This window comes from Streptomyces sp. NPDC056734 (assembly GCF_042790455.1).
GTDB lineage: Bacteria > Actinomycetota > Actinomycetes > Streptomycetales > Streptomycetaceae > Streptomyces.
This window is the reverse complement of sequence record NZ_JBHTZD010000015.1, coordinates 142996-154931: the sequence shown is the minus strand read 5'-3', so window position 1 is coordinate 154931 and position 11936 is coordinate 142996. Positions and strand designations below refer to the sequence as shown.

Genomic DNA, 11936 nt, shown 5'->3' with positions numbered 1-11936 from the left:
GGCCTCCTTCGGGCCTTGGCCTCCTTCGGGCCTTGGCCTCCTTCGGGCCTTGGCCCCCTTCGGGCCTTGGCCCCCTTCGGGCCTTGGCCCCCGGCTTCGTCTGCTCCCTCTCCTTTCGCCCCTTCGGATCTCCGGGCCTTCTGGCCTTCCGGGCCCCCGGCGTCTGGGCTTCCGGCTTCCTCAAGCCCTGGCCTCCTGGCCTCCCGGCCCCGGCCTCCCTGCCCCCCGGCCCCGGGCTCCGGGCCCGGGCCTTCGGCATTTCCGGGCGCCCGGTCTCCCGGCTTCTCCGCGCCCTCAGCCTCCCAGCCTCCCAGCCTCCCAGCCTCTGGGCCCCTGACCCCGGCCCCCCGGCTTCGCCGGCCCCCGCTTCGCCGGCCCCCGCCTCGCCTCCCCCTCCCCCCGCCGCCCCCGCCTTCGCCCCCGAAGGGTCGGACGGCCCAAGCGGGGTGGGCGGATGTCGGCCACTATGGAGATACGGGTGAAAGTGGATGTATAGGTCAGTTTCCGGTGTCGGGGGAGGTTGGTGAAGGGGTGTGACGATCATGGTGGGACAGCCGAGGGACGACGTGGCGGCCGAGCGGCCCCTGGGTGATCTGGGGCGCCGTATCGCCTCCCGGCGGGCCCACCTCGGTCTGACCCGGGACGAGGTGGCCGACCGGGCGGGGATGGCGGCCAGCTATGTCAGGTACCTGGAGGAACACCCCGGCGCCGCGCCCGACCGGGGCACCCTCCTCGGGCTCGCCGTCGCCCTGGAGACCACCGTGCCGGAGCTGACCGGTGGCACCGCCGACCTGCCGCCCGGCCTCGGAGAGGCCGCCCCCGGCGCCGAGTTCGCCGAGCTGGCCGAGGACGAGAGCCGCTCCCTGCTCGGCAGTCACGGCGTCGGCAGGATCGCCGTGGCCACCGGCACCGGGCCCGTCGTCGTGCCGGTCAACTACAGCGTCGTGGACGGCGCGATCGTCTTCCGTACGGCCCACGACGCCACCCCCGCGCTCGCCGCCGGACGCCGGGTCGCCTTCGAGGCCGACCGGATCGACGACGCGTTCAGCCGTGGCTGGAGCGTCCTGGTCCGCGGACGCGCCCGCACGGTGACCGACCCCGACGAGATCCGCCGCCTCGACGCGGGCGCGTACAGCACGCCCTGGGCGGGCGGCGACCGCGATCTGTGGATCAGCGTCGATCCGGCGGTGATCACCGGGCGGCGGATCAGCGTGTGAGGCCGGGTGGGGGTGGCGCCGATGGGTGGGGTGTGGGCTCCGGCCGTGGCCGCTACGGCTGCGGCACCAGCCTTACCCCCGTCACCAGATCCGGGCGGATCCGGACCGTCTGGTCCATCTCCTGGTCGATCCACGGGTGGATCAGGGCGTGGTAGCGGGCGAGTTCCGCCGGGTCCGTGACCAGTTGGGCGTAGCCGGTGACCACCACGCTCCAGCCGAGGTGGGTGTCCGGGTCCAGGGCGTCGGCCTCGTAGGCGACGACCACCCCGGGGGCGTCGGCGCCCTGGGCGTGGGACGTGAGGGCGGCGCCCTCGTGGGTGCGGATGACGATGTCCCCGGCGTCCAGCACATGGTTCACCGGGCGAACCGTCGGCAGTGCGTGCCGGGTGAACACGATCCGGCCCAGCGACACCTCGCCCAGCAGCCGCAGCGCCTCGTCCGCGCCGATCTCGACCCTGCGGCGCGGTCCGGCGGTCATGTGCCGCAGCGCCGGGTCCCGGCGGTCCCCCTGGACGTCGTACAGGTTATGGACCATGACGTGCTCCTCGGATCGACGGCTCGGACCGGACCACGGTCGCGGCGCAGGTTCAGGGTGGAACGCCGGGCGGGCGGGTGGGGAGGTGCTGTTCTTCCCCGCCCCTGGGGCCGACCGGCCCATGGGACGGCATCGTGTACGGCGGGTGAGTGAGTACGGTGGGAATGCCAGGTGTTCTCCTGGTTTCTTTCCCGCGCGGTTCCGGCGCGGTTCCGGCGGGTCCGGTCCGTCCGGTTCATCCGGGCCGTCCGGGCGCGGGCACCGTGACGCAGGAGACCCCGGATCACGGCAGCACGCCGGACACCGTTGACCGTAGACCGGATCGAGGAGACGCAGGTGGCAAGCCCCGACGAGCCCTGGGCGGCGCGTGTGCGTCTGCCGCAGCTGAGGCTGGACGAGCTGCTGGAGGAGCTACAGGCGCGGATCGACGCCGCTCGCGGCACCCGGGACCGGGTGCACAGCTTGCTGGAGGCGGTGCTGTCGGTCGGCCGGGAGCTGGACCTGGAACAGGCCCTGCGCGGCATCGTCGAGGCCGCCGCCGCGCTGGTCGACGCCGAGTACGCCGCCCTCGGGGTGATCGGCCCGGACGGGCGCCGGCTGTCCGCGTTCCACACCGTCGGCGTCACCGAGGAGGAGATCGCCCGCATCGGCCCCTACCCCGAGGGCCACGGCATCCTCGGCGAACTGATCCGCAACCCCGAGCCGCTGCGCCTGGACAAGCTCTCCGCGCACCCGGCGTCGTACGGCTTCCCGCCGAACCACCCCCCGATGAACACCTTCCTGGGCGTCCCCATCCGCGTCCGCGACCAGGTGTTCGGCAATCTGTATCTGACCGAGAAGCGGGGCGGCGGGCAGTTCGACGAGGAGGACGTCTCGGTCACCTCCACGCTCGCCGTGGCCGCCGGGGTGGCCATCGACAACGCCCGCCTCTACGAGGAGTCCCGGCTGCGTGAACGCTGGCTGCGGGCGACCGCCGAGATCACCCACGGCCTGATGTCGGGCGCCGGACGCGGCGAGGTGCTGCGGCTGATCGCCGAGCGCGCCCGGGACATCATGGGCGCCGCCCTCGCGGTCGTCGCGATGCCGATGCAGGACACCGACGCCCTCGGCGTGGAACTCGCCCTCGGCCCCGAGGCGGACACCGTGCGCGGCCTGGTGCTGCCCGCCGACGCCGGTCTGATCGGCGAGGCGTTCACCACGGTCGCCCCGGTGACCAGCGCGGACGTCTCCCGGGACGAGCGGATCGCGGCACAGTCGCTGCGCGCGACCGGCCTCGGCCCCGCCGTCGCCGTGCCCGTCGGCACCGGCGAGGACGGGGTGCGCGGAGTGCTGCTGCTGCTCCGCGAGACGGGCCGTACGGTGTTCACCGCGACGGAGATCGAACCCCTCCAGGGCTTCGCCGCGCAGGCCGCCGTCGCCATGGAGCTGGCGGAGCGGCGCCGGGACGCCGAGGAGGTCGCGGTGCTCAAGGACCGCGACCGGATCGCCCGCGATCTGCACGACCTCGCGATCCAGCGGCTGTTCGCCACCGGCATGACCCTCCAGAGCGCGGGCCGGTTCATCGACCACGCCGAGGCGTCCGAGCGGGTGGTGCGGGCGGTCGACGACCTGGACGAGACCATCAAGATCATCCGGTCCACCATCTTCGGCCTGCGCACCCGCGAGGGCGTGGCCGGCAGCGGGCTGCGCTCCCGCGCGGTGCGGATCGTCGGCGAGGCCGCCCCGGTGCTCGGGTTCGCGCCGAGCATCCGGATGGAGGGCCTGGTCGACACCGACGTACCGCGCGAGATCGCCGACCATGTGGTGGCCGTGCTGTCCGAGGCGCTCACCAACATCGCCCGGCACGCGCACGCGAGCCGGGCGGATGTGGTCCTCACGGCCGCCTCCGGTCAGGTCCGGCTCACCCTGACCGACGACGGCGTCGGCATCCCCGCCGACGGCCGCCGCAGCGGCCTGCGCAACCTGGCCGAGCGGGCCCGGCAACTGGGCGGCCAACTGGAGCTGAGCAGCCCGCCCGGCGGCGGCACCCGGCTGACGTGGTGGGCGCCGGTGACGGGCGAGTAGGCCACCCCGGCGCCGGCTCGGGCTCTATCCGGAGGCGGGCAGCACATGGTCCCCCACCCGGTCCGTGCTCAGGCACAGTGAGCAGACGACCGCGTCATGGGTGACACACGCCGTGACGTCCGGGCGCTCGTAGGACTGGCGGCAGACATGGCAGTCGTAGGCGACCGCGCTGGGGTTGCCGTCCGTGTCGAGCAGCGGCTCGGCGATGCCGTCGTCCGTGCGGCGCAGGTAGTAGCGGCCCTTGGTGACCACCGCCATCAGCGGGGTGAGGACGAAGGCGAGCACGGCCGCGGCGACGGGGGAGTACGGCTGGAGCGCGTCGCCCAGGGCATGGAAGTACATCGCGATGGACAGGGCGGACGCGGCTCCGAACGCCACCACCCCCACCGGATTGACGGCGTACAGCATGCCCCGGCGGAACTCCGGCTGGAGCGGGGAGAGTTTCAGCAGGTACTTGTTGACGCCGATGTCCGTGGCCACGGTGACGACCCAGGCGATCGCGCAGTTCGAGTAGAAGCCGAGGAGGGAGTTGAGGAAGCTGAACATGTCGGCCTCCATCAGGATCAGCGCGAAGACCAGGTTGACGAGCACGAAGACCATCCGGCCGGGGTAGCGGCCGGTGACCCGGGTGAAGGAGTTCGTCCAGGCCAGCGAACCCGAGTAGGCGTTGGTCACATTGATCTTGATCTGGCTGATCACGACCAGCGCCACCGCCAGCGGGACCACCGTCCAGGACGGCAGCATCGCCTCGAAGGCGCCGTGGAACTGCTGGATCGGCTCGGTCGCGGCGGCCGGTCCCACCTCGGCCAGGATGTAGACGGCGAGGAAGACCCCGATGGCCTGCTTCAGCGCACCCAGCACCACCCAGCCCGGCCCGGCCATCACCACCGCGGTCCACCAGGCGCGCTTGTTCTCGGCGGTCTTGGGCGGCATGAAGCGCAGATAGTCGATCTGCTCACCGATCTGCGCGATCAGCGACAGACACACCCCGGCGCCCAGCAGCACGGACGCGGTGTTGAGCGCGCCCTCGCCGTCCGTACCGGCGTACCCGAGGAAGCTGTCGACCGTGCCCGGCTCGGTGACGACCAGATAGACCAGCGGCGCGACCATCAGCACCAGCCAGATCGGGGTGGTCCACACCTGGAGCTTGCTCAGCGCCTTCATGCCGTAGATGACGAGCGGGATCACCAGCAGCGTGGAGACCAGATAGCCCAGCCACAGCGGCAGCCCGAAGCCCAGTTTCAGCCCCTGCGCCATGATCGAGCCTTCGAGGGCGAAGAAGATGAAGGTGAAGCTGGCGAAGATGACGCTGGTCAGCACCGAGCCGTAGTAGCCGAAGCCGGAGCCTCGGGTGATCAGATCGAGGTCGATGTTGTAGCGGGCGCCGTAGTACGCGAGCGGGAACCCGGTGATGAAGATGACCGCGGCGGCCACCGTGATCGCCACCAGCGCGTTGCCCGTGCCGTGGGCCATCGCGATCCCGGCGCCGATGGAGAAGTCCGCCATGTACGCGATGCCGCCGAGCGCGGTCGTGGCCACGACCATCGGGGTCCAGCGGCGGTAACTGCGGGGCGCGAAACGGAGGGTGTAGTCCTCCAGGGTCTCCTTGACCGCCTGGTCGGTACCGGAATCCTGCGGGACGGCCCCGGAATCCTTCGGGTCGGTACCCGGGTCCTTCGGGTCGGTCCCGGGGTCCTTCGGGTCGGGCGTCGTGAGCCGTGACTCGGCCGTGGTCATGCCTGGCCTCCTGAGGGGGCAGGGTGCGGGTGCGGCGCGGTCACGCTAGAAAGCGGCTGTTTCCGCCGCTTCCGATTGTCGTGAACACGATGTTTCCGGGGGTTCATGTCCGGTTGCGCCGGGATGAGAGGTACGCCGCCCACCTCACCGCCGGGAGCACCTCGCGGGCCCGGGTCACCCCTGTGCTTGGATACGGCGCATGGACGGCCTCACCCGTATGTGGATCGGTACGATCCCCTCCCTCGACCCGGACACCCGGGAGGTGATCCTCGATCTGGACCACACCTCCACGGACCCCGGCGAGCGCATGGCCTGCCGGCTGCTGAACCGGGGGCACGAGGGCGAGGAGGGCGTCTTCTATCTGCTGCCGGAGGATCTGTCGGCCCGTTACGAACGGTCGGGTGAGCGGCTCGCCGTCACCGTCCTGGCCCATCGGGAGGTACTGGCCCACGATCTGACGCCGGATCGGACGCCGGATCGGACGCCCGGCCCGATGTCCGGCCCGACCTCCGGCCCGACCTCCGGTGCCGACGATCTCGCCGGCCACCTCGACTCCCTGCCGTCCGACCCCCGCGACGACCGCTGGGTCATCCTGCTGCGCCGCGAGACCGTCACCGACTTCGAGCCCGTCCGGCGCGACGGCGAGCATCAGCCGGTGCTCCTCCTGGACCACACCGGCGGGCACACCGCAGGGCCGGTCACCCCGGCCGAACTGATCGCGTGGTTCGAGGAGGGCGAGTCGGGCATCGCGGTCATCAACGCGCGTACGTGAGCACGGGTCCGACCGGCTCCACCGTTCACGCCTGACGGTGAGTCACCGCCCTGACCGGCCCAATCGCGGGTGACCCGGGTGGTGGGCGGTGTCGCGCGGTTCGACACTCCGGCCATGAGCAACCTCACCGCCCGCCCCTCCGCGCGCCTTCGACAACGCGCGAGATCCGCGGGCCTCTCCTGTGCCGTGGCCCTCACGGCCGTACCCGTTCTGGTCCTCGGTCCCGGGGCCACCCCCGCGTCCGCCGCACCCCTGCCCGGTGGACTCGGCCCCTGTGTCCCCGGCGACTGCCCCGACCCCTTCCCCGGTGTGAGCAACGGTCCCATCGCGGGCCGGGACAACGCCGTCAACGTCTTCGTCGGCAGCGACTTCCATGTACGGGGCGCCGCCGCCGAGGCCGAGGGCCGGGTCGTCGTCCTGGACAACTTCGACATGAACAAGCGCGCGGGCGTCAGCCGGGTCTACAACGTCGGTGAAGCGGGCGTCGGCTCCCGGGTCCCGCCCCCGGTCGGCGCCGACTGGCTCACCACCGGCGGCAACATCACCGTGGCGCCCGGCCAGCGGCTCCTCGCCGAGCGCGGCGTCGTCCGGCACGCCGGTACGGTCACCGGCACCGTCCTCGCCACCCTGGCGCAGGACCCCGACGCCACCGACCCCTATGTGGGCCTGCGCGACCAGCTGACCACCGCCAGCCAGTGCTACGCCCGCGTGAACGGCACCCCGCGCCCGCCCACCGGCACCGCCGTCAACCAGGGCGGCCAGACCCTGTTCACCGGCGACGGCACCTCCGCCCTCCAGGTCTTCAACGTCGACTTCAACATGACGGCGGCCAACGGCGGCCAGCAGGGCGTCACCTTCGCCGGAATCCCGGCCACCGCGACGATCCTGGTCAACATCCTGGGCGCCAACCGCACCATCAACACCTACAGCGGCGGCATCGCCGACACCGCCCCGCTCAACGCCTACCGCGAGCGCCTGCTGTGGAACTTCCCCGACGCCACCACGGTCGGCCTGACCGGCACCGGGCAGTTCCAGGGCAGCTTCCTGATCGGCAATCAGTCCTCCAGCACCACCGTGACCCTGCCCGGTGTCAACGGCCGCTTCTTCACCACGGGCGCCCTCACCCACACCTCCGCCGCGACCGGTGGCGGCGGCCAGGAGTTCCACGCCTACCCGTTCAACGGCGACCTGCCCGACTGCGGCACCCCCGTTCCGCGCACCGGCGTGGTGGAAGTGGTCAAGACCGACGCCGGGACCGGCGCGGTCCTCGAAGGCGCCACCTTCCAGCTGTGGCGCGAGACCAACGGCGTCCCCGGCCTCCAGACCACGGGCCCCGGCGCGGACACCGCCGTCGCCGGACCCTGTGTCACCAACGCCGAGGGCCTGTGCGCGCGGACCGTGGACACCGGGACGTACTACTGGCAGGAGACGGACGCCCCCGCGGGCTATGAACTGCCGGAGCCCGCGGTGTTCGGCCCACTGGTCCTGACCGCGCAGAACGCCGCCGACGGGGTGTCCGTGACGGCCGCCGACCGGCCCGTCTCGTCCCCGCAGGACACCGGCAGCGTACAGATCGTCAAGACCGACGCCGACAGCCGCGACCCGCTGCCCGGCGTGACCTTCGAACTGTGGGAGGAGACCAACGGCGTCCCCGGCCTCCAGACCACCGGCGCCGACCCCGACACCCACGTCGGCGGCGTCTGTACCACGGACACCGAGGGCCGCTGCACCTTCGGCGAACTCCCACAGGGCACCTACTACCTGCGCGAGACCGCCGTACCCGACGGCTATGTCCTGCCCGCCAACCCGGTCAGCGGCCCGTACGTCATCGACACCGACGGCGAGACCGTCACGGCCCGCCTCGACAACACCCGCGAGGAACCCCCCGAGCCCTGCGAGCCCGGCGGCTACGGCGACGGCGGCCACGAAGGCCACGGCGGCCACAGCGGCTACGGAGACAAGGGGTACGGCGAGAAGGGCTACGGGGGCAAGGGGCACGGCGACAAGGGGTACGGCCACGGAGGTGACGGGCACTGCGTCGACGCCTGATGCCGTACCGGTGTGATCCAGCCACCCTCCCGATACGAGCCGCGCCCGCCGTCGCGCTGACGGTGGGCGCGTTCGCGTGGGCGGTGCCCGCACCGGGGCCCGTCGGCCCTAGGCTGCGCCCAGCGCGACGGCGTGCGGAACCGTGTTCGACGAGGACGAAGACGACGACGAAAGGGAGGGCGGCGGATGCCGGCAGAGGTCGGGGGAGTGCGGGTGCCGGAGGGGGCGGCGGCCGAGCGGGCGCTGCTGGTCTGCGGGGAGTACGCGGACCGGGCGCTGTATCACCACAGTCTGCGGGCGTACTTCTTCGGTGCGGTCTGGGCCGGGGAGCGGGGGCTCGACCACGACCCGGAGCTGTTCTTCGTCTCCGCGCTGCTGCACGATCTGGCGCTCACTCCGCCCTTCGACAGCCACACCCTCGCCTTCGAGGAGGCCGGTGGCCAGCTGGCGCGGGTCTTCACGGCCGGGCTGGGCTGGCCGGTGGAGCGCCGGGACCGGGTGGCCGAGGTGATCGTGCTCCACATGCGGGACGACGTGGCGCCGGAAACCGACCCGGAGAGCCGGATGTTGCAGGTGGGCACCACCGCGGATGTCTCCGGCGGGGGGCTTGAGGACTTCGATCCGGTGTTCCGGCGCGACCTCGTGGAGGCGTATCCCCGGCTCGGGTTCGCCGCGTCCTTCGTCCGGCTGGTCGAGGACCAGGCCGCCCGCAAGCCGCGGTGCGCGGCGGCCCGGTATGTCGCGAGCGGAATGACGGACCGGGTGATGGCCAACGGGCTCGACCGCCTCTGACAGCCGTGGGTACGGGTCAGCCGGTGCGCTCGTCGGGGTGCAGGGCGTCCAGGATCAGGGTGAGCCCGAAGTCGAACTCCTGCGCGTAGTCGTACCCCGGCTTGAGGACATGCTCGGTGGCCAGTTCGGCGAGGTGGGGGTAGGCGCCGGGGGGCATCTCGCGCAGGATCGCGCCCGCCACCTCGTCGGGTTCCGCGCCGCCCCGGATCGGCAGGCTCAGCTCCTGGAGCACGAAGCCGTACAGATAGCTGTCGATCAGCGAGATGGCGTGCGCCGTCATCGGCACCGAGAATCCGGCCGTGCGCAGGGCGCCCAGCACGGCGTCGTGGTGGCGCAGGGTCGCCGGGCCGGGCTGTGAGCGCGAGTCCATCAGGCCGATCGCCCACGGGTGACGCAGCAGGGCGGCGCGGGCGGAGCGCGCCCGGCGGCCCATGGCGGCCCGCCAGTTGCCGCCCGGGTCGGGGACCGGCGGCTCGATCTCCCCGAACACCGTGTCCACCATGCCGTCCAGGATGTCCTCCCGGCCCGCCACATGGTGGTACAGCGACATCGCCTCGACGCCCAGCGGCGCGGCGATGGCCCGCATGGTGAGCGACGCCGACCCCTTCTCGTCCGCCACCGCCACCGCCGTACGGATCACCCGCTCACGGCTGAGCGGGGTGCGGCCCGCCGCGCCGCGTCCCGATGCTCCCCGGCCCCCTGTCCCGCGCCGGGGCGCCGCCTTGCCTCCCTGGGCCATCCGCCGCTCCCTTCCTCTCCCGCGAACCCTGACCGCCTCGACCGGCCTTGACTGCCTTACGGCATAAGGTTACCTTGCCTTACAACATAAGGTGCGCAGGTGGGTGAAGGGGGTCCTGGACATGGGCGACGGGCAGCGGGAACAGGGGCCGATCCGGAAGGTCTGTGTCGTCGGCGCGTCCGGCAAACTCGGGCGGTACATGGTCCGCCAGTCGCTGGAGCGGGGCTACGAGGTGGTGGGCGTCTGCCGGGAGCGCAGCGTGCCGAAACTGGCGGAGTTCGAGGGGCGGATGACCGTCGTGCCCGGGAACACCGACGACCGGGAGGTGATCCGGAAGGCGGTCGAGGGCTGCGACGGGGTGCTCACGGTGCTGGTGCCATGGGGGGTGCGGCAGTACTCGTCGGGCACGGCACAGGCGGTGCTCGACTTCGCCCGCCCCGGCGCGCGGCTGGTCTTCTCCTGCGGCTGGCACATCACCCGCGACGGCAAGGACCACTACTCACGGCTGTTCCGCTTCGGGCTGCGGGCCGCCACCGTGATCGGGAAGCTGGTGCGGTTCGCCGAGATCGACGACCAGGTGGAGGCGTGCGACCGGGTGTTCGCCAGCGACACCCGGTGGACCGTGGTGCGCGGCAGTTCCCTGGAGGAGGGCGAGAGCCAGGGGCTGCCCGTGTGGAGCCGGCATGTGGGCGATCCGGTGCTGGCCGACGATCTGACCCGGCGGGTGGACTTCGCGCTGTTCATGGTGGAGGCGCTCACCGACGACACACTCGTGCGGGAGGCCCCGGCGATCGTCGGCTGCCGGACGCCGAGCGCGCTGGCCCACGCGGGGGCGGCCCCCGGCCGGGTGTGAGGGCCGCGCCTGATGGCCGGTCGGCCGTCGCCGTCCGGACCGGAGGGAGTGTGTTCCGGACCGGGGGGAGTGTGTTCCGGACCGGGGGGAGTGAGTTTCGGACCGGAGGGAGTGCGTGCGGTACGGGCGGGCGGATCTACCGGCCCGCCGTCGTGACCAGGCGGTGCAGTGCCGCTCGCGCGGGCGGACCCCATGAGGTCTTGCCGCCGGGGCGGCCCTGCTCGCCCGCCGCGCCGATGAGGAGGCCGCCGAGGGCTCGCAGGGCCGCCCAGCCGCGGGCGCGGCGCAGGGTCGCGGGGTCGGCGGCCGGGCGGTAGGTCCGGTGGAAGATGCCGGCCGTGCCGTCCGGGAGCAGTGTCCAGGGGGCCGCGAGGTCGCAGGCGGGGTCGCCCGCGCACAGGTCGCCGAAGTCGATCACTCCGCAGAAGGTGCCGTCCGACGTCAGGACGTTCGCCGGGTGGAGATCGCCGTGCAGCCAGTACGCGGGGCCGTCCCACTGCGGCGCGGCCAGCGCGTCCTCCCACACCTCCCGCACCGGCCCGGGATCGGTGACCAGCCCCGCGTCCACGGCCGACCCGAGCCGCTCGGCGAAACCGGCGGCCTGCTCGCGCAGCGGTCCGCCCCGTCCGTATCCGCTGACCGGCGCCGCGTCGGGGGCGGGCCGGTGCAGCGCCGTCAGGAAGGCGGCCAGTGTCTCCGCCGCCTCGGCACGGGTGGCCGGGGCGTGGTCGGCGGGCGTCCCCGGCACCCAGGTGGTGACCGTCCACGGCCGCGGAAACCGCGCCGACGGCTCCCCGAGCCGCAGCGGCACCGGAACCGGCAGCGGCAGGCGCGGCGCCAGCACGGGTACCCAGGTGTGCTCCTTGCGCAGCAGCTCATCGGCGCCCGAGGTCGCCCACGGCAGCCGGACCGCCAGATCCTCGCCGACCCGCCACAACTGGTTGTCCCACCCGAACGCCCCGAACCGCACCGGCCGCCCGGCGAGATCGGGGTGCTGCCCACGCAGCAGTTCCCGGACCAGTTCGGCGGTGATCTCGATCTCGATCTCGGTGTGCGTCATAGGGGGCGACCCTAGTCGGCCCGCCCCCGCGTGGCCGCGAACCATGAACGGGACATGAACGGGCGGCCGGTGCGCTGAGGATCCGGTGAGATCGTCCCGCCAGACATGGTTTCCCACC

The 11936-nt window shown here is 72.7% G+C and carries 10 protein-coding genes; 6 read left to right on the top strand and 4 right to left on the bottom strand.

Translation table 11 applies throughout. The annotated features are described in order from the left end of the window. Positions 1-542 precede the first annotated feature (542 nt). Positions 543-1217 (top strand): helix-turn-helix domain-containing protein, encoded by a 675-nt coding sequence (locus ACFRFC_RS23475; protein WP_382690642.1) that lies wholly within the window; start codon positions 543-545, stop codon positions 1215-1217. A gap of 52 nt (positions 1218-1269) precedes the next feature. Here ACFRFC_RS23475 and ACFRFC_RS23470 read toward each other — a convergent pair whose 3' ends face one another. Further along, a complete protein-coding gene (locus ACFRFC_RS23470; RefSeq protein WP_382690640.1) occupies positions 1270-1695 on the bottom strand; it encodes a pyridoxamine 5'-phosphate oxidase family protein in 426 nt (141 codons plus the stop codon). 393 nt (positions 1696-2088) lie between these two features. On the opposite strand from ACFRFC_RS23470, the gene ACFRFC_RS23465 reads away from it, so the two are divergent. After that, complete coding sequence (locus ACFRFC_RS23465; RefSeq protein WP_382690547.1) at positions 2089-3816, top strand: GAF domain-containing protein; 1728 nt, start codon at positions 2089-2091, stop codon at positions 3814-3816. A gap of 24 nt (positions 3817-3840) precedes the next feature. Here the strand turns inward: ACFRFC_RS23465 and ACFRFC_RS23460 are convergent, their stop codons facing one another. Beyond that, positions 3841-5553 (bottom strand): purine-cytosine permease family protein, encoded by a 1713-nt coding sequence (locus tag ACFRFC_RS23460; RefSeq protein WP_382690545.1) that lies wholly within the window; start codon positions 5551-5553, stop codon positions 3841-3843. Positions 5554-5752: 199 nt separating this feature from the next. Here ACFRFC_RS23460 and ACFRFC_RS23455 point away from each other — a divergent pair, with 199 nt between their 5' ends. The 3 genes from ACFRFC_RS23455 to ACFRFC_RS23445 all read left to right on the top strand — a co-directional run bounded on the left by ACFRFC_RS23455 (position 5753) and on the right by ACFRFC_RS23445 (position 9166). Further along, entirely contained in the window at positions 5753-6325 is a 573-nt protein-coding gene (locus tag ACFRFC_RS23455) for a hypothetical protein (protein ID WP_382690543.1), read from the top strand. 114 nt (positions 6326-6439) lie between these two features. After that, positions 6440-8374 carry a choice-of-anchor A family protein gene (locus tag ACFRFC_RS23450; protein WP_382690541.1) on the top strand — a complete coding sequence of 645 codons (1935 nt, stop codon included), beginning with the start codon at positions 6440-6442 and terminating at the stop codon, positions 8372-8374. A gap of 186 nt (positions 8375-8560) precedes the next feature. Beyond that, on the top strand, positions 8561-9166 hold the full coding sequence (locus ACFRFC_RS23445) for an HD domain-containing protein (RefSeq protein ID WP_382690539.1): 606 nt from the start codon (positions 8561-8563) through the stop codon (positions 9164-9166). Positions 9167-9182: 16 nt separating this feature from the next. Here ACFRFC_RS23445 and ACFRFC_RS23440 read toward each other — a convergent pair whose 3' ends face one another. Beyond that, the gene (locus ACFRFC_RS23440) at positions 9183-9905 is read right to left on the bottom strand and encodes a TetR/AcrR family transcriptional regulator (RefSeq protein WP_382690537.1); all 723 of its coding nucleotides are present in this window, start codon (positions 9903-9905) and stop codon (positions 9183-9185) included. 121 nt (positions 9906-10026) lie between these two features. On the opposite strand from ACFRFC_RS23440, the gene ACFRFC_RS23435 reads away from it, so the two are divergent. Beyond that, positions 10027-10758: an NAD(P)-dependent oxidoreductase gene (locus ACFRFC_RS23435; protein WP_382690638.1), complete on the top strand. Its 732-nt coding sequence runs from the start codon at positions 10027-10029 to the stop codon at positions 10756-10758. Between the two features lie 136 nt (positions 10759-10894). On the opposite strand, the gene ACFRFC_RS23430 is transcribed toward ACFRFC_RS23435, so the two are convergent. Beyond that, a complete protein-coding gene (locus tag ACFRFC_RS23430) occupies positions 10895-11818 on the bottom strand; it encodes an aminoglycoside phosphotransferase family protein (RefSeq protein WP_382690535.1) in 924 nt (307 codons plus the stop codon). Between the last annotated feature and the right edge of the window lie 118 nt (positions 11819-11936).